We start from the raw sequence: 21,312 nt of genomic DNA on the forward strand, positions 1-21,312 counted from the left end.
CGCGTTTCGCACTTTGATCAACTTCCGGCAGGTCAGAATCCAGCCTTACGAATGTCGCGCAGCGCCTTCTTGCGGGTCGGTCGATCCAGGCGGTCGATGTAGATGTGTCCGTCGAGGTGATCGCACTCGTGCTGGATGCAACGAGCCATGAGTTCCTCACCTTCGACAACAACCTTCTTGCCGTCCAGGTCGGTACCCTCGCAGCGGGCATACCAGGCACGCTCGGTCGGATACCACAGGTCCGGAACCGACAGGCAGCCTTCGTCGCCGTCCTGATACTCGTCTTCGCTCAGGGCAACGATACGGGGGTTGAGCACGTAGCCGATCTCCCCGTCGATGTTCCAGGAGAAGGCACGCAGGCTGACGCCGATCTGATTAGCGGCCAGGCCGGCGCGGCCCTCCATATCGACGCCCTCGAGGAGGTCCTCGACGAGAGCCTTCACATTCGGGGTGATCTCCGTGATCGGGTCGCACACCGTGCGCAGCACGGGGTCACCGATGATGCGGATGGGACGGATCGCCATGTCACTCCCCCTTCAGGGCTGCGGCATGCAGCTCGCGCAGACGCGCGACGGCTTCCTCGACGGGCACGACGATGGTCTCGCCTGTGGCACGCACGCGGATCTCGACCTCTCCGTCGGCCAGCGAACGACCAACAACCAGACCGAAGGGCACGCCGACCAGCTCGTAGTCCTTGAACTTCACGCCGGCACTAACCTTACGGCGGTCGTCGACGAGGACGTCCAGGCCGGCCGCGTCAAGCTGCTCGCCCAGCGATTGAGCGGTCTCGAAGACCTCGTCGCCCTTGCCGGTGGCCAGGACGTGCACGTCGAAGGGGGCAATCTGCGCGGGCCAGCTCAGGCCCTTGTCGTCGCAGTTCGCCTCAGCCAGGGCAGCCATGACGCGGGTGACGCCGATGCCGTAGGAGCCCATGGTCACGACCTGGGCCTTGCCGTTCTCATCGAGGACGGTCAGGCCCAAGGCCTTGGCGTACTTGCGGCCCAGCTGGAAGATGTGGCCGATCTCGATGCCGCGCTCCAGGTGGAGGGGACCCGAGCCGTCGGGTGCCAGGTCGCCCTCGCGCACCTCGGCGGCCTCGATGGTGCCATCGGCCGTGAAGTCGCGGCCCATGACGAGGTTCAGAACGTGACGCTGCTCGGCGTTCGCGCCCGTGACCCATGCGGTGCCCTCGACGACGCGCGGATCCACCAGGTAGCGCACAGAACCGGAGGCGTTGCCTTCCTCATCAACGACGCGCCGCGGCGAGTTGGGTCCCAGCACCGTGGGGCCGATGTATCCGCGCACCAGTTCGGGGTGCGGCTCGAAGTCCGAATCCGACGCCATGTCGACCTCGGCGGGAGCCACGGCGGCCTCGAGGCGCTTCATGTCGACGTCGCGGTCGCCGGGGATACCCACGACGAGCAGCTCGCGCTCACCGTCCGGGTGGGTGAGCGTCACGACAACATTCTTCAGCGTGTCGGCGGCGGTCCAGGGGCGGTCCTCACGCGGGTAGCGCTCGTTGAGCAGATCCACGAGCGCCTCAATCGTCGGAGCGTCGGGCGTGGGAACCTCGACGGGCGCGGGAACACCCGACGCGTCGACGGCCTCGGGGACGGGGGTGGTCACAGCCTCGGCGTTGGCGGCGTAGCCACCCGGGGACGCCACGAAGGTGTCCTCACCGATCGGCGAGGGGTGCAGGAACTCCTCGGAGCGCGAGCCGCCCATCGCGCCGCTCATCGCGGACACGATGACGTAGCGCAGGCCCAGACGCTGGAAGATGCGCTCATAGGTGTCGCGCTCAGCCTGGTAGGAGGCGTCCAGTCCCTCGTCATCGATGTCGAAGGAGTAGGCGTCCTTCATGACGAACTCACGCCCGCGGATCAGGCCGGCGCGCGGGCGGGCCTCGTCGCGATACTTCGTCTGAATCTGGTAGAGGGTGGCGGGCAGGTCCTTGTACGAGGAGTACATGTCCTTGACGAGGAGCGTGAACATCTCCTCGTGCGTGGGGGCCAGCAGGTAGTCGCCGCCCTTACGGTCGTTGAGCTTGAACAGCGTCGGGCCGTACTCTTCCCAGCGGTTCGTCGCCTTGTAGGGGTCAGCGGGGATCAGGCCCGGGAAGTGCACCTCCTGTGCACCCATCGCGTCCATTTCCTCGCGGACGATGTCCTCGATCTTGCGCAGCGTACGCAGGCCGAGGGGCAGCCACGTGTAGATGCCGGGGGCACAGCGGCGAATGTAACCGGCGCGAACCAGCAGCTTGTGGGAATTGACCTCGGCGTCAGCCGGGTCCTCACGCAGAGTTCGCAGGAAGAAAGTCGAGAGATTTCGAAGCATGCTCCAAGAGTACGGCACGCTCGGGTTTTAAGGCCACCGGCACAGCCGTGTGACCCCTCATCAGGGCATGAACCCGTTAGATCACCGCGCCCGCGCCCAGCTCGCGCTCGCGAGCACCCGGATTTGCCACGTAGTAGCGACGTGCCATCCACCCCGGGTATGCCCACTCGGGCAGTCCCCCCAGGTACAGGGACTGAATCGCGACGGCGATCATCACGCCGAAAAGGCCCAGGAGCAGCGCGCACGACCCCATGGTGTCTGCGCCGACTGCCTCGTGACCCACGAGGTCGGCAGTCACAAACCAAACGAGGGAGAGCAGAGGCATCAGCGGCCACACAACACGGTTCAGCTCCGCACTGGCCGAGCCACCGCGCATGTCCATGCGCATCGCAACGCGTCGGGAACTCGCGAACACGCCAGACCACACCCACGCCCACAGAAGTGCGATGAGCAGGCCGATGACCGCAAGCAGTGCGGTGGCGTTGAGGAGCATTGGTCACCCTTCAGAAAGCGCAACATCCCCGTCGGCGTTGCGTGTAGCTCGATACTACAACACCGCGGGGATGAGTGCGCCACCCGAAACAGGGGCGGATCCGTGTGACTCAGGCGTCGACGGCGTGTGCCAGACATGCATCACGCAGGTCACGCAGCATCGACAGGGAGGACAGGGACTCGGCTGCCACGCCCGCCCAGACGAGCGCGCGTTCGCGTCCGTGCGCCTCATGACGTTCACGAATGTGCAGCAGGGTGCGCGACGGCGACAGGGGAAGCAGGGCGATCACGCAGGTTCCCGAGGCCGGGGCATCCCCGGGCGCAGCAGGCGCGGCCACGTGCATCAGGACGTGGTCCTCATCAGCGATCTCGATGATCGTCGACTCATCGGCGGGTTCGAACACGTGACCCAGGACGTCCCAGACGACCGAAGCCGGGGCGTCAATGGCGATACCGCGGTCCACGACTACGTTTGCGCCGGGCAGCAGCAGGTCGCCGGGAAGGGACACATCCGCCTGGGAAGCGGTTAGACCAATGCGGCGCGGAAAGCCGGTCGCGGCCAGGACGCACGCGCCGCCCACGAGGGACAGGCAGACAAGGGTACGAAGACGCATGGGGTTCCTCTTTATCTCTCAACATCCACTGCCCGGAAGCTTGCCTTCCGGGGCGGTAATCGGATTCACCTCGACGGTACCGGAACCAGGCTCCAGGCCCATCTCCTCGGCCAGCGCGTTCGCACGGCGGATGAGGGTTTCGACGATCTGGTCCTCGGGGACGGTCTCGACGACCTTGCCGCGGATGAAAATCTGGCCCTTGCCGTTGCCCGACGCGACACCCAGGTCTGCCTCACGGGCTTCACCGGGGCCATTGACGACGCAGCCCATGACGGCCACGCGCAGCGGAACGGTCAGTTCCTTGAGGCCTTCGGTGACGTTCTCTGCCAGTGTCCACACGTCCACCTGGGCGCGACCGCACGACGGGCAGGACACGATCTCGAGCGTGCGTTCACGCAGGCCCAGGAACTCCAGCATCTTCGTGCCGACCTTGACTTCCTCGACGGGAGGAGCCGACAGAGAAACACGGATCGTGTCGCCGATGCCTTCGGCCAGCAGGATAGAGAAGGCAGAGACGGACTTGATGGTGCCCTGGAAAGCAGGGCCGGCCTCGGTCACGCCCAGGTGCAACGGCCAGTCGCCCGCCTCGGAGAGCATGCGATACGCCTGGACCATGGTGAGCACGTCGTGGTGCTTGACCGAGATCTTAAAGTCGTGGAAGTCGTTCTCCTCGAAGAGCGAGGCCTCCCAGATCGCGGATTCAACCAGCGCCTCGGGCGTGGCACGACCGTACTTTTTGAGCAGGCGCGGGTCCAGCGAACCGGCGTTGACGCCGATACGCAGGGACACACCGTGATCGGAGGCGGCCTTGCAGATGTCCTTGACCTGGTCGTCGAACTTGCGGATGTTGCCCGGGTTCACGCGCACAGCACCGCAACCGGCCTCAATCGCCTGGAAGACGTACTTCGGCTTGAAGTGGATGTCGGCGATAACAGGGATACGCGACTGCTGGGCGATGATCGGCAGCGCCTCCGCGTCCTTATCCGTCGGGCAGGCGACTCGAACGATGTCGCAGCCTGCGGCCGTCAGCTCGGCGATCTGCTGCAGCGTCGCGCCGATGTCGTGCGTCTTCGTCGTCGTCATAGACTGGACGGACACCGGTGCCCCGCCGCCCACGGGAACGTTTCCGACCATCAGCTGATGCGTCGGCTTGCGCGGGAACGGCGACGTGGCAACTGAAGGCATACCAAGATTGATTTCACTCACCCGCCCATTATCGCTTACCCGGGCGCATCCTTCCCACGCGGGCACCGCCCACGTGGTCAGGCTCGCTTTCCTCGCCTCCACGCATTCTTTGTCGAGGAGCTGGGCACACCGGGATCAGCTAAGCGAAATGGGCTTGACGATGTCGGCGACGATAAGAATGAAACTCATCACGATGAGAACCCCTCCAACCGCCCAGGTAAGAGGAACCAGACGCGCAGTGTCGGCCGGACCGGGATCCTCCTTGCCGCGCAGGCTCGCAACCTGACGACGCACGCCCTCATACACCGCGCCCAGGATGTGTCCGCCATCCAGAGGCGGCAGCGGGATCAGGTTGAAGACAAAGAGCGCCATGTTCAATGAGGCCAGCAGACTGAGCAGCGCGCCCACCACCTGACGAGTGTCACGCAGGCCCAACGCCGCCGAATCTCCCGTCACTTCACCCGCCATGCGGCCCACGCCCACAACCGAGACGACGCCGGTCGCATCGCGCTGCTCGTCGGTCACGACGGAGCGTCCGACCTGCCACACGGCTTGGGGCAGGCGCACGATGACAGATGCAGTTCCCGTAAACATCTGCCAGTCGGCCTGCAGCACATCCGTCAGCGACGCGGACACATACTCGTACCCGGCCGTCACGCCCACATACCGGGCACCCCGCGCGCCCGTCACCGGGGTCACCGTCAGATCCACGGTCGTCCCGTCACGTCCGACCGTGAGCACAGCAGACTCACCCTCCGGGGTAGCACCCACCGCCCGCTGGAACTGTGCGAAGGTCTCGATCGGCGTTCCGTTCCACGCAAGGACCGTGTCCCCGGGACGAACCCCGGCCTCGTACGCCGGAGAGGCGATCTCCCCCTCCGATGTCTGGATCGTTGCGGACACCGAAGCAATCGTGCGAGACGCAGCGGGCGCGCCAATGCCCACCATGGTCACAGCGCTGAGTACAAAACAGATCAGCAGGTTCATGAGCGGACCGCAGAGCATAACCGTGATCTTCTTCGGTGCGCTCAGCAGGTAAAACGCGCGATGCTCCTGGCCCTGCGGGATCTCCTCGGCCGAGGCCTCCCTGGCTTCCTGCGCGAGCGTCACCTTTCCGCGCCGCCCCACGAGGCGCGTGCCCGGGCGAGCCGGAGCATACATACCGACGATCTTGACGTAGCCGCCAACCAGGATCGCGCGCAAAGCGTACGTGGTATCGCCGATCTTCTTCTTCCACAGGGCAGGGCCGAAGCCCACCGCGTAATCCGGCACCAAGACGCCGAACTTCTTCGCGGGCAGCATATGCCCCACCTCATGGAGAGCCACCGACGCCAAAATACCGATGATGATGACGACGATACCCGTAATCGAACCCACGCTCACTGATCCTTCCACTGGCCGGCACCGATATATTCGCGTGCGCGCTGATCGGCCCAACTCTGCGCGGCCAGAATATCCTCCAGCGTCGGATCGGCGACGCCCTCATGCTCATGAACGACAGCCGACACCGTGTCGACAATCGCCAGCCACGGCACAACACCGTCGATAAAGGCATCCACCATGACCTCGTTCGCGGCGTTGAGCACCGCGGGGTGAGTGGCCGACGCACCCACAGCAAAACGGGCCAAGTTAATCGCCGGGAACGTCTCGTTATCGACCGGCTCAAAAGTCCACTGCGACGGACTGCCCCACGTGAGAGGTGCCTCCACGTCATCCAAGCGCTCAGGCCACGTCAGACCCAACGCAATCGGCAGCCGCATGTCCGGAGGCGACGCCTGCAGCGTCGTCGCCCCGTCGCGCCACGTCACCATCGAATGGACGATCGACTGAGGATGAACCGTCGCCACAATATGCTCCGGCTCCACATCAAACAGCAGGTGTGCCTCGATGAGTTCCAGGCCCTTGTTAATCAGCGTCGAGGAGTTAATCGTCACGACCGGACCCATATTCCAGGTCGGGTGTGCGAGCGCCTGCGCCGCACGCACCCCACGCAGTTGATCGCGAGTACGCCCGCGGAAAGGACCGCCTGAGGCTGTCAGCACCAGATCGGCCACCTCCGAACGGCCAGAAACGACCGGCGAGGTCAGACCACGCTCATGCACGCCCGAGGCCAACGCCTGGGCAATCGCCGAGTGCTCCGAATCGACCGGCACGATCTGGCCCGGGAAACGCATCGCGTTCTTGACCAACGCGCCGCCCACGACCAGGGATTCCTTATTCGCCAGCGCCAGGCGTGCCCCGCAGTTGAGGGCCGCGAGCGTCGAGGACAAACCGACGCCACCCGTAATGCCATTGAGGACCACCGGCGTCTCGCAAGGATACAGCTGCGCCGCCAATTCGACCGAGGCACACACGACCTCAACGGAGGCATTCTCACCCACAAACACCTCGGGGCACGTGCCGCCCATCGACTCGACAGCAGCCGCCAACTCCTCGCGCACGTCCCGCGCCACACCCACGTACGCGGGTGTCAGGGCCACGATCTGCGCAGCCAACTCGGTGATCGACGAGCCGCCCGCACTCAGACCCAGCACATCGAAACGACCCCTGTGCGCCTCAATGACCTCTCGCGCCTGAGTACCAATCGAACCGGTCGAGCCCAACAAAACAACGGGGGCAGGACCCATCAGGGTCGTCTCGCGAGCCTCCATCAGTCGACCGCGAGCAGGATCTCGATCGCGCGAGCCAAGTAGGCATCCACCGGCCCCTCCGCGTACGCCTTCTTGCCGCGCTTAGGCCGGAACGTCGCCGTGCGAATCTCGTTCGCAGTCAACTCTTCGGCCTCGTCGAAGTAAGCGGCGATGCGATCAAGCAGATCGTCGACCTCCTCGCAGCTGTAGCCGCGTCCACTCGTCGGATTCGAGAAACGCTCACCGCGCGGGCGCTGCAGACGCGGGTACAGGGTGGTCGCACGATCAGCGACGCGGTTATACCACGCAGCCTCACCCTCAGCCGCCACGGAGTCGGCGCGGTCGCGGTTGATAAACGCCGCCTCGAGGCGGTTCATCGCACCGTCCACGGCCTCGATCTGGTAGCCACGATTCTTCAGCTCGAACGTCGCCAGGCGCACCTGCTCCGCACTAAACTGCTCCGGAGGCACACCGCCCTCATACGCGCGTCGCGCATCCTCAAAGAACGCATCCACCTGTCCGCAGTCGTATCCCTTCGAGAAGAAACCGACCCTCGGGAACTCAGCCATCATTGCTCCTTACTCTGAGTCATGGAACGAAGAATGTCATCAACGGCCTTCTGCGTGCCGAAATCGGCATACTCGGCGGGCAGAGCCATCGGCTCGGCATCAGGAATCGCCACAGGCGGTGCCGAGATGAAATCGTCAGTCGTAGGCAGCGTAGCGGACACGCGCGCGAGCGGCACAGCTGAGCTTTCCGTCGCGGTCCCCTCTGGCAACGCGGCACCCGCAACGCCTGCGCCACCAGCGGCTACCTGGGGCATCTGCGCAACGGCGGCAATCGGCGCGGGCTGCGCAGGTGCAGCCACCGGCGCCGAGGCCGCGGCAGGCTGGGCCGGAACAGCAGCCGTCTCAGTCTGCTCGGCGTTCTGCGCCGCCTGCTCGCGCTGGCGATCAAGGCCTCGCAACACCTGAATCAGCCGATCAATCTCCATGTCGACCTCTTCATCATTGAAGCCACGCCACTTCACGGAAAACTCCTGGTCCTCCGCCTTCTGAGCGGTAATGACCTTCTCAGGATCGGTTTCCTCGCCCGTGATGGTGCGCTCGATGTCAACGAGGAAGCTCAGAACTTCACTCGCGTCGTATCCCATACGCAAAAAGCTGCGCGAAAAATCTTTCCTAATCATGCGTTCTCCTTCCCAGGCCCGCGCTTACCTTCGGCGACCGCGGTCGCGAGCTGACCGCACGCTCCATCGATATCCGAGCCGCGTGTGTCACGGATCGATGTGGCAATGCCATTGTCACGCAGCCGACTCACGAAAGCGTCTTGGGCGTGCCTCGTCGATGCCGTCCAAATGGAACCGGGCGTCGGGTTCAAGGGAATCGGATTCACGTGAACCCAGCCATGGCCTCGTCTATTGAGTTCATCGGCCAGGAGCTGCGCACGCCACTCCTGATCGTTCATGTCCTTAATGAGCGCGTACTCGATCGAGACGCGGCGACCGGTCGCCAGGAAGTAGGCGCGGGCCGCATCGAGGAGTTCACCCACCTTCCACCGCGAGTTGATCGGAATCAGCTCATCGCGCAGGTCATCATCGGGAGCATGCAGGGACACGGCCAGCGTCACCGGCATCCCCTCCCCCGCCAGCTTGCGGATCGCCGGAACCAAGCCAACCGTAGAGACAGTGATGTTGCGAGCGCTCATACCAAAGCCCTCAGGTGCCGGATCAATGAGGCGATGCAACGCACCGATGACCGTCTTGTAGTTGGCCAACGGCTCCCCCATCCCCATGAACACGATGTTCGACAGAGTCGTCGGGCCACCCGCCAACGCGCCGTCGCGGCACGCGGCCTGCGCGTAGCGAACCTGATCGACGATCTCGGCCGTCGACAGATTACGGGTCAGACCCATCTGGCCTGTCGCGCAGAACGGGCACGCCATACCGCACCCCGCCTGCGACGACACGCACAGAGTCGTACGCTGCGGATAACGCATAAGGACCGACTCGACCTGCGCGCCGTCATAGAGACGCCACAGATCCTTGATCGTGCGACCGCCATCCGCCTCCAACGAGACAACCTTCGACACGAGAGTCGGCAGAAGCGCCTCACGCACCTGCGCGCGCATACCTGCCGGAATATCACTCATGCGCTCCGGATCCGCCTCGAAGTGCGTGAAGTAATGACGCGACAACTGGTCGGCACGGAATGCGGGCAGGCCCAGATCCTTCAGGACCTGCTTGCGTCCTGCGGCGTCGAGATCCGCCAGATGCGACGGAGCCTTGCCCCTGCGCTTCGCAGTAAACGACAAGACAGGCTTCGCATCCTTGTGCGTCGCACCCTCCGGAGGTTGATCCGTCGGACGCACCTCGCGCCGCGGACTACGGCGAATCGGGGACGCAGCCACGGCCTCGTCCCTCTCACGCCTATCGGACCCGGAACGACCCTTCGTCGATTGACTCAATGCTTGGACTCCCAAGAAATACCCGGCAGCGCCCACGCAAAAATGAAGTAGGCGACCGGCGCGCTCATGAGCAGCGCGTCCACTCGGTCGAGAACACCACCGTGCCCGGGCAGAATCTTCGACATGTCTTTCAGGCCCGCCTCACGCTTAATGAGCGACTCCGTGAGATCACCCATCGTGCCCACAAACGCAATCGAGATGCCGGCGATGATTCCCCACCACCAGGCGGCACCCAACCACCACAGGCCAACCGTTCCCACGCCGACCGCAGTCAGCGCCGAACCGGCAAAACCCTCCCACGACTTCTTCGGAGAAAGCGCAGGTGCCATCGGGTGCTTACCGAACAGAACACCGGCAGCCCAGCCGCCCGTATCATTGGCGATCACCATCAACTCGAAAACCACGAACACCCACGGGTTACGCCACGCGGCGAGCATAAGCACCACGAACGAGGCCAGGAACGGCACATACGCCGCCGTGAACGTCGTCGAGACGACATCACTCATCCTCGATTCCTGACGCCGATCCAGCAGACGCCACGCAGCGCACACGAACACCGTGATGTAGAGAGCGAAGAGCATTCCCTCGCTGCCGAGCCACCACGCGCACGTCACCATGCCGATCGCACCCACGTACAGCGGTGTCACAGCCAGGGTGATGCCCATGCGCACAAACGCGCCAGCCAACTCCCAAATGCCCACCAGACACACGAATGCAATAACACCTACGAATGCGGGCAGCGACGTAAACAGGGGAACCGCGACAGCGGCGATCAGAACGACCGCCGTCGTGATTGCCTGCGCAAGATTACGACCCGCCTTCCCCGTGGCCCCACTCGCGGGATGATTATCGCGCGTGGGACCAGGGGAAAAGATACGAGCCAGCAGTGAAGGATCCGTTGACGCCATCAGATCGTCAGCAGTTCGCTTTCCTTCGTCGCGAGCATCTTGTCGATCTGCTCAGTGTGGGCCTTAGTCGTCGAGTCAAGGTGCTTCTCTGCGCGCTCGACGTCGTCCTCGGAAGCCTCGCCGTCCTTCTTGAGGCGATCAAGCTGATCCTTGGCCTTACGACGCACACCGCGCACGGACACGCGGCCGTCCTCGGCCTTGCTCTTAGCCTGCTTCACGTACTCCTTACGGCGCTCCTCGGTCAGAGCGGGCAGAACGACGCGCACAACGTTGCCGTCGTCGGTCGGGTTCACACCCAGGTCGGACTCGCGCAGCGTGCGGATGATCTCCTGGGTCGCCGTACGGTCGAAGGGCGAGATGAGGACCGTGCGAGCCTCGGGAATCTGGAAGCTCGCAAGCTGCTGCATCGGCGTGGGTGCGCCGTAGTAGTCCACCAGCAGCTGCTCGAACATCGAAGACGTCGCGCGTCCCGTGCGGATGTTCGTGAACTCGTGGCGGGCCGCCTCGACGGCCTTGTCCATCTTTTCCTCAGCTTCGAGGAGGATATCGTCGATCACTATGTGCTCCTTAACGTCAGTGGTCTGTGAAGGTTATATCACGCCGTCACTAGGGTACCGATTTCATCGCCCATCAGCGCGCGGGTAACAGCCCCGTCTTCGCCCATGCCGAAAATACGAGTCGTCAGACCATTCTCGCGGCACAGCGCCAGCGCCGAGCCATCGATCACCTTCAGGTCACGGCGCAGGGCCTCCGAGTAGGTCAACGTGTCAAAGCGGCGCGCATCGGGATTCTTATTCGGGTCATCGTCGTAGACGCCGTCCACGCCGTTCTTAGCGACGAGCAGCTCATCACAGTGAATCTCCAGGGCACGCTGGGCAGAGACAGTATCAGTCGAGAAGTACGGCAGACCAGCACCAGCGCCGAAGACAACGACGCGCCCCTTCTCCAGGTGACGAATCGCGCGCAGCGGCAGGTAGGGTTCGGCAACCTGGGCCATCGTGATCGCCGTCTGGACGCGAGCGGGCACGCCGGTCTGGTCGATGAAATCCTGCAGGGCGAGGGCGTTCATGACGGTACCGAGCATCCCCATGTAGTCCGCGCGCGAACGCTCCAGACCCTCGCGGGCAAGCTGAGCACCGCGGAAGAAGTTACCGCCGCCGACAACGATTGCAACCTGGACGCCCTCACGTACGGCCGTGGCCACCTGCTCAGCGATGTTGCGAACGACCTTGGGATCCAAGCCGATCGATCCACCTCCGAATGCCTCTCCGGAAAGCTTGAGCAAAACGCGGCGCTTCGTCGACATGACGCTTCTCCTTTTTAACGGCCCTGGGTGGGCGGAACGGTTAGTAACCATACTACCTGGTAAAAGTGAAGCGGCCCCGCCGGTGGGCGGAGCCGCTTCCAACTGTCAGCAAGCTGACGACGTCACCAGATCAGGCACCCACGTGCACGCGCACGAAGTTGGTGACCGTGGCACCGGCCTCCTTGAGGACCTGGCCGACGGACTTCGAGGGGTCACGGGCGAAGGCCTGGTCAACAAGGCAGTTGTCCTTGAAGAAGGCGTTCAGGCGGCCCTCAACAATCTTGGGAACGATGTTGGCGGGCTTACCTTCCTCGAGCGTGATCTTTTCGAGGGTAGCGCGCTCCTTGTCGAGCACGTCGGCGGGAACCGAATCGCGATCAAGGTAGGCGGGCATGTAAGCGGCAACGTGCATCGCGATGTCGTGGGCAACGGACTTGCCAGCGGCATCGGTAACGACGAAGACGCCAACCTGCGGGGGCAGGTCGGGGTTCGTCTGGTGCAGGTAGAGGTCAACGTTCTCGCCCTCAACGCGCACGATGCGGCCAACCTGGAGCTTCTCGCCGATGATGGCGGCGAAGGCGTCCAGGCGATCCTTGACGGTGCCCTCGCCCATGGGGGCGGCGAGCAGTGCGTCCAGGTCGGCAGCCTTGGAGGCGACGGCGGCGGCCAGGACCTCGTTGGAGAAGTCGATGAACTTCTGGTTCTTGGCGACGAAGTCGGTCTCCGAGTTGACCTCGACCAGCACGCCGACGGTGCCGTCGGTCTGAGCGGCCAGCAGGCCGGCGGAGGCCTGGCGGCCCTCGCGCTTGGACAGGGACTTCAGGCCCTTCAGGCGGATGATCTCGAGGGCCTTCTCGGCGTCGCCGTTGGCCTCGGTCAGAGCCTTCTTGACATCCATCATGCCGGCGCCGGTCTGCTCACGCAGCGCCTTCACATCTGCAGCGGTGAAATTCGCCATCGGATGATTCCTCTCAGTTAAAACGTTCAGTCCTGCTTGGTGGCCGACTCTTCGGCAACCTCGGCGGCGGCTTCGTCAGCCTTGACCTCGCCCTCGAGGAGCTCGCGCTCCCACTCAGCCAGCGGCTCAGCAGCGCTCTCTTCGCCCTTGCCCTTGCGGACGTCGGAACGGGCGATCAGGCCCTCAGCGACGGCGTCGGCGATCACGCGGGTGAGCAGCGCGACGGCGCGGATAGCGTCGTCGTTGCCGGGGATACGGTAGTCGACCTCGTCCGGATCAGCGTTGGTGTCCAGGATGGCGACGATCGGGATGCGCAGCTTGCGAGCCTCGGAGACCGCGAGGTGCTCCTTCTTGGGGTCGACGATCCACACGGCCGAGGGAACCTTGGTCATGTCGCGGATGCCGCCCAGGGTACGCGAGAGCTTGTCCTTCTCGCGGCGCATCATGAGCAGTTCCTTCTTGGTGTGACCGGAGGAGGCCACGTCATCGAAGTCGATCTGCTCGAGTTCCTTCAGGCGCTGCAGACGGGTGGCAACGGTGGAGAAGTTGGTGAGCATGCCGCCGAGCCAGCGGTGGTTCACGTAGGGCATGCCGACGCGCTGGGCCTGCTCGGCCACGGCTTCCTGGGCCTGCTTCTTGGTGCCGACGAAGAGCAGGGTGCCGCCGTGGGCAACGGTCTGCTTCACGAAGTCGAAAGCGATATCGATGTCAGCAATGGTCTGCTGCAGGTCGATGATGTAGATGCCGTTGCGCTCGGTGAGGATGAAGCGCTTCATCTTCGGGTTCCAACGGCGAGTCTGGTGGCCGAAGTGGACACCGGACTCGAGGAGCTGACGCATGGTAACGACTGCCATGGTTCGTCCTTTCCCCGCAAGTCGCGAGTGATCAGTGGGGTTTCCCCCGGGTTATCGGTTTGCTGTGCGCAGTGCGCACCCTGGTGCCATGACCGGCGACCATCCCCGTAGGGACCGAAGCCACCGCGTCTCGCCGCCCTTTGGTTGCCCGTGGACGTGCGATAAATGGCACGCGAAGTCACCTGCACGAAACAAGTGCCCGGCCATCTTACCTCACCGCCGCACACTCTCCTGTGACAGGAGGGGTGTGAGTGTGCTGACTTTCATACGGATAGACGAGGCCTGGGTCAGCTTGGTCGATCGCGCACAGTCGGCGGTGGGTGCGGGTCGTTATCCACAGGGGTCCGAACGTGTCGCGGCCTGTCCACAGGCTCGCCGTTCTGAGTGGTCCTGTCGGTTCGGTGAGCGCAGGGTGGAGAGATGAACTCGTTACGCTGTTGCCGCCGTCTGCTGCGCGCCGTTCTCCTCGTCTCTCTGTCGTACTGTCTTCTACTTGTCATGTGCGCACCCGCTGGGTCTGCGCAGCATCGTGAGCGTTGGCAGTGGCCAACGCTTTCCCCCGTTCCCGTCGCCTCTTCGTTCGCACCGCCCGTCCACGATTGGCTGCCTGGAAGGCGCGGTGTCACCCTGACGTATCCGGGCGGATCACCCGTGTACGCGTGCGCCTCCGGAACGGTGACGTTCGCGGGCCAGGTCGGCGGGCGCGGGGTTATCTCGATCCAGCACGAGACGCGCGGGCACACCATCTGGTCGACCTATCTACCGGTGACGCCGAGCGTGAGCGTCGGAGATACAGTCACGATGGGCGCGCAGATCGGCGCTGTCGAGGAAGGATCGCAGACCCTGCACTGGGGAGCGAAGACAGGACCGAAAACGTACGTTGATCCGATCCGGTTGACGGTCGACAGGCCGCGGCTCCTGCCCTGGGATGGGAGCTGACAAGAACCCGTCGCGTCCCATGGGCGCGACGGTGACTCGAGCGGGGCAGCGCGGGGCTTGTAGGGCCTGGCCGTGCATCTGACGACGTGCCAAGCGCCGCTCTCTGCGCGGTTGTGAGCGGGCGGGCAGGCCCCGCGCCGCCCACAACGCGGGGGTTGGAAGCGCCAGGCTCGTGGGTGCGTGTGTCAGGCACGGGGGTGGGCACGCTGGTAGATGGCGCTGAGCCTGGCTGTATCGACGTGGGTGTAGCGCTGGGTCGTCACCAGGGAGGCGTGGCCCAGCATTTCCTGGACGGCGCGCAGGTCGGCTCCGCCCTGGAGGAGGTGGGTGGCCGTCGAGTGGCGCAGTCCGTGGGGCGCAATGTCATGTACTCCGGCCTTCGCGGCCATTCGATGGACCATGGAGCGAACAACACGCGGATCAATGCGCCCGCCTCGGTCTCCGAGGAAGAGCGCGCTGCCGCTGGTCTCCCCAGCCAACTGAGGTCGGCCTCGTACGAGCCAGTGATCGAGGGCGTCCTCGGCAGGCGGACCGTAGGGAACGACGCGCTCCTTGTTGCCTTTACCAAGGACGCGGACGGTCAGTGCCTCTCGATTGAGTGAGGACACGTCGAGCGCGCACACCTCTGAGACACGCAGCCCACACGCGTATGTGAGTTCGAGGATCGCCCATGCGCGCATCTGCGAGGGGCCGCCGGTCAGCGCCTCAGACTTGGCGAGGTTAATGAGGGTACGCGCGTCGGACTCGTCGAGGGGCGTGGGTAGACGTTGATCGGCACGAGGGCCGGAGAGAGCGGCTGCCGGGTCGCTCGGCAGTATTTCTTCTCGCACGGCCCATGCGGTGAAGTTACGAACGGCTGCCGTATGACGAGCGATCGTCGAGCGCGCTCCCCCGTGTACCAGCGTGTCGGCGAGCCATGAACGGATACGGCGCTGCGTGAGGGCATGCGCGAACTCGCCGGCGGGTGCATCCCAACCGATTCCTAGGTAGTCCAGGAGAGCACGCAGGTCACCCAGGTAGGCGTCTACGGTGTGCTCGCTCATCCGCCTGCCCACACGCAGGTATTCACCCCACTGGTCCCCCACGCTCTCACTCATGCGTTCATCCTACGGTGTCGCTCCCCCGCCTGCGGGACCACCCGCGCGTCGAGCTAGTGACGAGGCCAGCGACTGTTAAGTCCATGAGGGCACGATTCACTTCGTCTCGTCCAAGTCCAGCGGATGCGCAGATCGCGGGTACGCCAGCGGGAGCGCTGCGTGGAAGCGCCTCCCACACGCGGCGGGCGATAGGTGGCAGTGCATCGATGCCGTGGTCTTCCTCAACTGGCATTCCGAACAGCGTCGCCTCAGCGTCGACGTCGAGGGGACCGGCCAGCTCGGCAGCATCGCGCCCGTCTCGAATGATTGTCGCGCCGTTGCGCGCCAGCTCGAGGCATCCCACCGACATGGGGGCATCGACCGCGCCGGGCACGGCACCGAGTTCCCGACCGCAGCTCATCGCCCACCGGGCCGTCGCCAGTGCTCCCGAGCGCGCCCCTGCCTCGACGACGATGGTTGCGGCGCTCCACGCGGCGATCAGCCGGTTGCGGGTGAGGAAACGCCATTTCGCAGGCCGGGCGGTGGGAGACACCTCTGAAATGAGTACACCGCCCCCAGCCGTCATTGCTCGGAAGTCGGGGATGTGACACGCCGGGTAGGGGTTGAGAACGCCACCCGCCAGGATGGCGACCGTCGCCCCACCACCCGCCATCGCGCCTCTGTGCGCTTCGATGTCGATGCCGATGGCACCGCCCGACACGACGGTATACCCCGAGCGCGCTAGGTGATAGGCCATGTTTCGGGCACACCTGCCGCCAGCTCCGGTCGATGCACGAGCTCCGATGATCGACACGCACCCATCACTGCTGGAATCACTGGGCAGAGTCCCGAGGTACCACAGGCCGAGCGGTTCATCGTCACCCAGGCAGGAGAGCTGCGAGGGCCACCGAGGATCCGACGGCGACACAAAACCCCCTCCAGCCCGCTCAACGCGGGCAAGGTCCTGATCGACATCAACCTCGTGCACGCGCGCTTGCCACCGATTCCACTGCGTGAACCAGTCCGTTCTCGCATGGGCGGCAAGCAGTGAGGGCACGCCCGCCCAGGACCCTTGGAGCCATTCGCGACCCGCTCGATCCCCGAGGACTGATCGCACAACGCGCGCTGCGGGGTCGGCGGGTTCGGAGATGGCGGACCACCAGGCACCCTCCCAGATGTCATCATCAGTTGTCATGATCGTGTCCGTTCCGCAGCTGCTGCGCTGCAACGATGTGGTCAATTGTCGGGTGAGGGGCACCGTCCAGATCAGCGAGCGTCCATGCCAGCCGAAGCATTCGGTCGATGCCTCGCATTGACGACGCCCCAGCGTCGACGAGTCGGTCGAGCTGAGCCACCAGGTCGGCGTCGATGCCGGAGTTCCGCCTGATCCATGCCCCGGGCAGTTGCGCGTTGCAGTGCCACGGCGTGTCGGCCAGTCGGTGTCGTGCTCGTTCACGCGCGACCACCACCCGCTCCCGGATGGTCGCCGAGTCACGCGAGTCCCCTATCGCCATGTCCGCGCGGGTCGGGGTGTGCACGTCGATGCGAATGTCCATGCGGTCCAGCAACGGTCCGGACAGGCGAGCCATGTAGCGACGCCGCGCGATAGACGAGCAGGTGCAGCGACGTCCACCACTCCTCCCTCCGCACGGGCACGGGTTGGATGCCATGACCAGCTGAAACGAGGCTGGATAGCGCGCGTGGATACCCGAGCGGTGCAGGTTGACAGCACCCGATTCCATGGGTTCACGCAGGGAGTCGAGAACGGAAGGCGCAAACTCGGCAGCCTCATCCAGGAACAGAATCCCACCGTGGGCCAGCGATGCCGCGCCCGGCGTGAGGGTTCGAGAGCCGCCACCGATGAGCGCAGCCATCGTCACCGAGTGGTGGGGTGCCTGGAACGGAGGACGCGTGACGAGAGCCGTGCCCGTCGGGACGAGGCCGGCGACAGAGTGCAGGGACGTGGTGACCAGGGCGGTGTCCGGGTCCAGGTCGGGCAAAATTGTGGGAAGGCGCGAGGCGAGCATTGTCTTGCCAGAGCCTGGCTCGCCCAGCAGAAACACGTGGTGTCCTCCCGCAGCGGCGACTTCCATGGCTGCAACGGCATCGGGCTGGCCGCGAACATCCGCCATGTCGAGGATCGAGACATCCTCCGCGGAACAATCCCGGCGGCGCACGCCCAGGTGCCCATGAAAGGGCGCTTTGATTGCCTCTCCCCCAGCCCATGCGATCATATCCGCGAGGTGTTCGAAGGCAATGACCTCGATCCCTGAGACCAGCTGCGCCTCGCGCGCGCAGGCGGAGGGGACGATGACGCGGCGCACCCCGAGCGAACGAGCAGACAGCACGGCGGGCAGTACCCCTCGCACGGGTTGAATGCTCCCGTCGAGGGCCAGTTCTCCGACGATGACGCTGTCCTCGAAGGCTCTGGGCAACACCAGGCCGGTCGCCAGCGCAATGGACGAGGCGATGGCTAGGTCAAAGACGGACCCCGACTTTGGGATGCCTGCTGGGGAAAGATTGACGGTGATGCGCTGATCCAGCACGTCCAATCCGCAGGACTCGAAGGCGGCGCGCACACGGTCGCGCGCCTCGCGAACCGATGTGTCCAGCAGTCCGACGAGCGTGAAGGCCACGAGGCCAGCCCCCGCGTAAGTCTCAACATCGACCAAGTGCCCCTCAATGCCGACAACACTCATCGAGTAGGTACGCGCAAGACCCGGCCCGCTCATTGCACACCTCGCAGCCAGACCACCTGCGCGCCAAGCGGGCGCAGATCCACATCAGTGCACGTCACGACCGGCCAGTGACGCAAAGCCTGCGCATCCAGGGTCAATGCCACAACATCGATGCGGACGCGAGACCCCAGTCGGCCTCGTTGTCGACACCACGCGCCCGTGAGCGCGCGCAGCCGAGCGACTTTGCGAGCATCTACCGACGCGAGAGCGCTCCCCCGTTGTCTGCCCACCCGAGTGCGAACTTCAATGACGACAGTCCACGGGCTTCCCGGATCAGTGTCGTCGCGAGCGATGATGTCGAGCTCTCCGCGCCTGCCGTCGCGCCAGTTGCATTCCAGGACACGCAGGCCCGCCTCTTCGATGATCAGGCGCGCCGTGTATTCCCCCGCCACACCTAGGACCCGCCGGTCGGGTCGTGTTGAGCAATCCATGTGAGCTCACCTCCACGACCACACTGCTCCCCAGGACACGCCGCTTTCAACGTGAAAACCGCCCCCTGTGGATAGGAGGCGGCACGCGCGAGGCCCTGTGGATACGCTGCGACACGGCGAGGGGTCTGTGGATGGAGAACGCTACGGGATGTCGAGTTCTGGCTTCGACAGCTCCTCGACATTCACGTCCTTGTAAGTGATGACGCGAACTGATCGTACGAAACGCGATGATCGATAGATGTCCCAGACCCACGCGTCGGTCAGCGTCAGCTCAAAAAACACGTCGCCGCCGACGGGACGCGCCTGGACATCGACGTGATTGCACAGGTAGAAACGCCTCTCAGTCTCCACGACAAACTTAAACAAGCCAATGACGTCGCGGTATTCCTTGAAAAGCTCCAGCTCCAGGTTGTTCTCATAACCTTCGATTTCTTCGCTCACGGACCCCATCATGCCGGGGAAGACCACATGGGTCACCCTGCCACCCCGGCGCGCCCTACTTTGTGGGCTTCGTCGGCATCTTCCATGAACGCCGATGAAAATCGCTTACACCCAGCTCAGCGATAGCGCGCGCATGCGCGGCAGAGCCGTATCCCTTATTCGAGGCCCAGCCGTATCCGGGATCCTCGGTCTCTGTCATGAGGCGGTCGCGCGCGACCTTGGCCAGGACGGACGCGGCGGCCACGACCGCGCAGGATAGGTCGGCTTTGACCTGCATACGAACGGGAAGGGCGACGCCGAACGGATCCTCGGGTCCGTCGATGCCCCCGAACAGGTCGTCGGGTTCGGACAGCCAGTCATGGGAGCCGTCCAAGAGGACGCCGCCGGGGACGAGGCCTCGGCTCGCGACCTCGGCGAGGGCACGACGCCCAGCCAGGCGCAGCGCGACAATGATCCCCCACCGGTCGATTTCCTGAGGCGAGGCGTATCCGACGGCACAGTCTTGGACCCAGGACTGAATAGGCTCGACGAGAGCATCTCGACGGCGCGGGGTGAGCGCCTTGGAGTCGGTGAGTCCGGCGGGGACGGGCGGAGCGTCCGCCCCGATGAGGGCGACGCCGACGGCGACAGGGCCGGCGAGAGCACCGCGACCGACCTCGTCCATGCCGGCGACGATCCCCCAGCGCGTCGCGAGGGACATCTCGAGGTCACGCGAGGCTGTGCTCATGAGGACTTGGGGACGGATGCGAAGGCTTCGGGGCGGCCCACATCCGTACTCCAGTGAGACGTCGGCCAAATGACGGCCTGAACCGTACCAACGACCGAGGAGACAGGGACGTAGGGAGACTGGCCCTCACCCATGTGATAGCGCGAGTCGGCGGAGTTGGAACGGTTATCTCCCATGACCCACAGATGTCCCTCGGGAACGGTGATATCGAACGTACGCTCACCGCAGGGCACCTGCCCGTTCGCGATGTAGGGTTCGTCGATCTCAACACCGTTGACGCTGACCTTGCCTGTGGTGCTCTGACACGTCACGTGATCGCCACCGACACCGATAACACGCTTCACGAGAGTCTGCTCGCCACCGGCAGGGACGAAGCCTGTGAACTCTCCGATCTTGCGGATCGCGGAGGGAGACGTGATCTCCGTAGGTCCAAGCCATCCGAGCGTATCGTCGAAGACGACGACATCACCACGGTGAATGTTTGATCGAAGCGCATCGACACGGGAGACCGCGATACGGTCGTCCTCCACCAGCGTGTTACGCATCGAGGGAGACGGGATCCAGAAGACCTGGATGATGAAGGCACGCAGCAGTGAGGAGATGAGGAGTGCAACGACGATGATAACGATGATCTCGCGCAACCACACCAAGGGGTTACGCCGTGCCCGTGCTTCCGCGCGCTCGCGATCCCGGAGCGACGGCGCGTGAGCCGGTCCGAGTTCAGGGCTTGCAGTCGAGATCATGCATTCTCCTTTATTCCTCGTGGACCATCCAAGAATACGGCGAGGCCCGACACCAGCGCGCGGTGTCGGGCCTTTCCGTGAAAAATGCCAAGGCACGTGGCCCGGCTAGCCTCACTCGGCCTTGCCGGAGCGGTGTTCCTTGATCTTCGCGGCCTTGCCGTGACGCTCACGCAGGTAGTAGAGCTTGGCGCGGCGCACGTCGCCCTTGGTGACGACCTCGATGTGGTCGATCGTGGGGGCGTGAACCGGGAAGGTACGCTCGACGCCCACACCGAAGGAAACCTTGCGGATCGTGAACGTGGAGGACACGCCGTGACCGCGGCGAGCGATCACAACGCCCTGGAAGACCTGGATACGGGAGCGGTTGCCTTCGATAACCTTGACGTGCACCTTGAGGGTGTCGCCCGCGCGGAACGGCGGGATATCATCGCGCAGCGAAGGCGCGTCAACAGCGTCCAGCTTCTGCATTT

Annotated in this window: 24 protein-coding genes; 1 reads left to right on the forward strand and 23 read right to left on the reverse strand. The window is 64.5% G+C overall.

Going from position 1 to position 21,312, the window contains the following annotated elements; all coding sequences use genetic code 11:
- Positions 1–32 precede the first annotated feature (32 nt).
- From def to rpsB, 15 genes are all read right to left on the reverse strand, one after another.
- Positions 33–524: a peptide deformylase gene (gene def, locus HMPREF1136_RS06655; RefSeq protein ID WP_009648613.1), complete on the reverse strand. Its 492-nt coding sequence runs from the start codon at positions 522–524 to the stop codon at positions 33–35.
- Between the two features lies 1 nt (position 525).
- The gene (locus HMPREF1136_RS06660) at positions 526–2,334 is read right to left on the reverse strand and encodes a proline--tRNA ligase (protein WP_009648610.1); all 1,809 of its coding nucleotides are present in this window, start codon (positions 2,332–2,334) and stop codon (positions 526–528) included.
- Positions 2,335–2,410: 76 nt separating this feature from the next.
- Positions 2,411–2,827: a hypothetical protein gene (locus HMPREF1136_RS06665; RefSeq protein ID WP_009648617.1), complete on the reverse strand. Its 417-nt coding sequence runs from the start codon at positions 2,825–2,827 to the stop codon at positions 2,411–2,413.
- 109 nt (positions 2,828–2,936) lie between these two features.
- Entirely contained in the window at positions 2,937–3,440 is a 504-nt protein-coding gene (locus HMPREF1136_RS06670; protein ID WP_009648641.1) for a hypothetical protein, read from the reverse strand.
- 18 nt (positions 3,441–3,458) lie between these two features.
- Positions 3,459–4,625, reverse strand: a complete 1,167-nt coding sequence (gene ispG, locus HMPREF1136_RS06675; protein WP_051023533.1) for a flavodoxin-dependent (E)-4-hydroxy-3-methylbut-2-enyl-diphosphate synthase — start codon at positions 4,623–4,625, stop codon at positions 3,459–3,461.
- A gap of 135 nt (positions 4,626–4,760) precedes the next feature.
- Positions 4,761–6,002 carry a M50 family metallopeptidase gene (locus HMPREF1136_RS06680; protein WP_009648584.1) on the reverse strand — a complete coding sequence of 414 codons (1,242 nt, stop codon included), beginning with the start codon at positions 6,000–6,002 and terminating at the stop codon, positions 4,761–4,763.
- 2 nt (positions 6,003–6,004) lie between these two features.
- A complete protein-coding gene (gene dxr, locus HMPREF1136_RS06685; protein WP_009648640.1) occupies positions 6,005–7,276 on the reverse strand; it encodes a 1-deoxy-D-xylulose-5-phosphate reductoisomerase in 1,272 nt (423 codons plus the stop codon).
- Complete coding sequence (locus HMPREF1136_RS06690) at positions 7,276–7,824, reverse strand: DivIVA domain-containing protein (RefSeq protein ID WP_009648589.1); 549 nt, start codon at positions 7,822–7,824, stop codon at positions 7,276–7,278. Before HMPREF1136_RS06690 ends, dxr begins: the two co-directional genes overlap by 1 nt.
- On the reverse strand, positions 7,824–8,444 hold the full coding sequence (locus HMPREF1136_RS10695; RefSeq protein ID WP_009648608.1) for a hypothetical protein: 621 nt from the start codon (positions 8,442–8,444) through the stop codon (positions 7,824–7,826). The genes HMPREF1136_RS06690 and HMPREF1136_RS10695 overlap by 1 nt, the downstream gene beginning before the upstream one ends.
- Entirely contained in the window at positions 8,441–9,664 is a 1,224-nt protein-coding gene (gene rlmN / locus HMPREF1136_RS06700; protein ID WP_009648579.1) for a 23S rRNA (adenine(2503)-C(2))-methyltransferase RlmN, read from the reverse strand. Before rlmN ends, HMPREF1136_RS10695 begins: the two co-directional genes overlap by 4 nt.
- A 53-nt stretch (positions 9,665–9,717) precedes the next feature.
- Positions 9,718–10,629: a phosphatidate cytidylyltransferase gene (locus HMPREF1136_RS06705; RefSeq protein ID WP_009648619.1), complete on the reverse strand. Its 912-nt coding sequence runs from the start codon at positions 10,627–10,629 to the stop codon at positions 9,718–9,720.
- Positions 10,629–11,186 (reverse strand): ribosome recycling factor, encoded by a 558-nt coding sequence (gene frr / locus HMPREF1136_RS06710; RefSeq protein WP_009648630.1) that lies wholly within the window; start codon positions 11,184–11,186, stop codon positions 10,629–10,631. Before frr ends, HMPREF1136_RS06705 begins: the two co-directional genes overlap by 1 nt.
- A 38-nt stretch (positions 11,187–11,224) precedes the next feature.
- Complete coding sequence (gene pyrH, locus HMPREF1136_RS06715) at positions 11,225–11,935, reverse strand: UMP kinase (RefSeq protein WP_009648591.1); 711 nt, start codon at positions 11,933–11,935, stop codon at positions 11,225–11,227.
- A 130-nt stretch (positions 11,936–12,065) separates the two neighbouring features.
- A complete protein-coding gene (gene tsf, locus HMPREF1136_RS06720) occupies positions 12,066–12,893 on the reverse strand; it encodes a translation elongation factor Ts (protein ID WP_009648644.1) in 828 nt (275 codons plus the stop codon).
- A 26-nt stretch (positions 12,894–12,919) separates the two neighbouring features.
- Positions 12,920–13,747: a 30S ribosomal protein S2 gene (gene rpsB / locus HMPREF1136_RS06725; RefSeq protein ID WP_009648601.1), complete on the reverse strand. Its 828-nt coding sequence runs from the start codon at positions 13,745–13,747 to the stop codon at positions 12,920–12,922.
- A gap of 498 nt (positions 13,748–14,245) precedes the next feature.
- Here rpsB and HMPREF1136_RS11245 point away from each other — a divergent pair, with 498 nt between their 5' ends.
- Positions 14,246–14,686, forward strand: coding sequence for a M23 family metallopeptidase (locus HMPREF1136_RS11245; RefSeq protein ID WP_269528462.1), 441 nt, complete (start codon positions 14,246–14,248; stop codon positions 14,684–14,686).
- A gap of 185 nt (positions 14,687–14,871) precedes the next feature.
- On the opposite strand, the gene HMPREF1136_RS06735 is transcribed toward HMPREF1136_RS11245, so the two are convergent.
- The 8 genes from HMPREF1136_RS06735 to rplS all read right to left on the reverse strand — a co-directional run bounded on the left by HMPREF1136_RS06735 (position 14,872) and on the right by rplS (position 21,310).
- Entirely contained in the window at positions 14,872–15,783 is a 912-nt protein-coding gene (locus tag HMPREF1136_RS06735; protein WP_009648628.1) for a tyrosine recombinase XerC, read from the reverse strand.
- Between the two features lie 4 nt (positions 15,784–15,787).
- The gene (dprA, locus tag HMPREF1136_RS06740) at positions 15,788–16,957 is read right to left on the reverse strand and encodes a DNA-processing protein DprA (protein ID WP_009648631.1); all 1,170 of its coding nucleotides are present in this window, start codon (positions 16,955–16,957) and stop codon (positions 15,788–15,790) included.
- Positions 16,947–18,494, reverse strand: coding sequence for a YifB family Mg chelatase-like AAA ATPase (locus tag HMPREF1136_RS06745; protein ID WP_009648592.1), 1,548 nt, complete (start codon positions 18,492–18,494; stop codon positions 16,947–16,949). Before HMPREF1136_RS06745 ends, dprA begins: the two co-directional genes overlap by 11 nt.
- A complete protein-coding gene (locus HMPREF1136_RS06750; protein WP_034505259.1) occupies positions 18,491–18,931 on the reverse strand; it encodes a YraN family protein in 441 nt (146 codons plus the stop codon). Before HMPREF1136_RS06750 ends, HMPREF1136_RS06745 begins: the two co-directional genes overlap by 4 nt.
- 141 nt (positions 18,932–19,072) lie before the next feature.
- Positions 19,073–19,372, reverse strand: coding sequence for a DUF2469 domain-containing protein (locus tag HMPREF1136_RS06755; protein WP_021611788.1), 300 nt, complete (start codon positions 19,370–19,372; stop codon positions 19,073–19,075).
- Between the two features lie 55 nt (positions 19,373–19,427).
- The gene (locus HMPREF1136_RS06760) at positions 19,428–20,099 is read right to left on the reverse strand and encodes a ribonuclease HII (RefSeq protein WP_034505261.1); all 672 of its coding nucleotides are present in this window, start codon (positions 20,097–20,099) and stop codon (positions 19,428–19,430) included.
- A complete protein-coding gene (gene lepB / locus HMPREF1136_RS06765; protein ID WP_009648583.1) occupies positions 20,096–20,842 on the reverse strand; it encodes a signal peptidase I in 747 nt (248 codons plus the stop codon). Before lepB ends, HMPREF1136_RS06760 begins: the two co-directional genes overlap by 4 nt.
- Positions 20,843–20,953: 111 nt before the next feature.
- Positions 20,954–21,310, reverse strand: a complete 357-nt coding sequence (gene rplS, locus HMPREF1136_RS06770; protein WP_009648633.1) for a 50S ribosomal protein L19 — start codon at positions 21,308–21,310, stop codon at positions 20,954–20,956.
- Between the last annotated feature and the right edge of the window lie 2 nt (positions 21,311–21,312).

It is taken from the genome of Actinomyces sp. ICM47 (genome assembly GCF_000278725.1).
GTDB lineage: Bacteria > Actinomycetota > Actinomycetes > Actinomycetales > Actinomycetaceae > Pauljensenia.

Coding starts and splice junctions, on each gene's coding strand:
- HMPREF1136_RS06665 (WP_009648617.1), bottom strand. CDS start 2,827: ATGCTCCTCAACGCCACCGCACTGCTTGCGGTCATCGGCCTGCTCATC.
- HMPREF1136_RS06760 (WP_034505261.1), bottom strand. CDS start 20,099: ATGAGCACAGCCTCGCGTGACCTCGAGATGTCCCTCGCGACGCGCTGG.
- rplS (WP_009648633.1), bottom strand. CDS start 21,310: ATGCAGAAGCTGGACGCTGTTGACGCGCCTTCGCTGCGCGATGATATC.
- HMPREF1136_RS06735 (WP_009648628.1), bottom strand. CDS start 15,783: ATGAGTGAGAGCGTGGGGGACCAGTGGGGTGAATACCTGCGTGTGGGC.
- HMPREF1136_RS11245 (WP_269528462.1), top strand. CDS start 14,246: ATGTGCGCACCCGCTGGGTCTGCGCAGCATCGTGAGCGTTGGCAGTGG.
- dxr (WP_009648640.1), bottom strand. CDS start 7,276: ATGGAGGCTCGCGAGACGACCCTGATGGGTCCTGCCCCCGTTGTTTTG.
- lepB (WP_009648583.1), bottom strand. CDS start 20,842: ATGATCTCGACTGCAAGCCCTGAACTCGGACCGGCTCACGCGCCGTCG.
- HMPREF1136_RS06660 (WP_009648610.1), bottom strand. CDS start 2,334: ATGCTTCGAAATCTCTCGACTTTCTTCCTGCGAACTCTGCGTGAGGAC.
- rpsB (WP_009648601.1), bottom strand. CDS start 13,747: ATGGCAGTCGTTACCATGCGTCAGCTCCTCGAGTCCGGTGTCCACTTC.
- HMPREF1136_RS06750 (WP_034505259.1), bottom strand. CDS start 18,931: ATGGATTGCTCAACACGACCCGACCGGCGGGTCCTAGGTGTGGCGGGG.
- HMPREF1136_RS06670 (WP_009648641.1), bottom strand. CDS start 3,440: ATGCGTCTTCGTACCCTTGTCTGCCTGTCCCTCGTGGGCGGCGCGTGC.
- ispG (WP_051023533.1), bottom strand. CDS start 4,625: ATGCCTTCAGTTGCCACGTCGCCGTTCCCGCGCAAGCCGACGCATCAG.
- HMPREF1136_RS06705 (WP_009648619.1), bottom strand. CDS start 10,629: ATGGCGTCAACGGATCCTTCACTGCTGGCTCGTATCTTTTCCCCTGGT.
- HMPREF1136_RS10695 (WP_009648608.1), bottom strand. CDS start 8,444: ATGATTAGGAAAGATTTTTCGCGCAGCTTTTTGCGTATGGGATACGAC.
- tsf (WP_009648644.1), bottom strand. CDS start 12,893: ATGGCGAATTTCACCGCTGCAGATGTGAAGGCGCTGCGTGAGCAGACC.
- pyrH (WP_009648591.1), bottom strand. CDS start 11,935: ATGTCGACGAAGCGCCGCGTTTTGCTCAAGCTTTCCGGAGAGGCATTC.
- def (WP_009648613.1), bottom strand. CDS start 524: ATGGCGATCCGTCCCATCCGCATCATCGGTGACCCCGTGCTGCGCACG.
- dprA (WP_009648631.1), bottom strand. CDS start 16,957: ATGACAACTGATGATGACATCTGGGAGGGTGCCTGGTGGTCCGCCATC.
- HMPREF1136_RS06745 (WP_009648592.1), bottom strand. CDS start 18,494: ATGAGCGGGCCGGGTCTTGCGCGTACCTACTCGATGAGTGTTGTCGGC.
- HMPREF1136_RS06690 (WP_009648589.1), bottom strand. CDS start 7,824: ATGGCTGAGTTCCCGAGGGTCGGTTTCTTCTCGAAGGGATACGACTGC.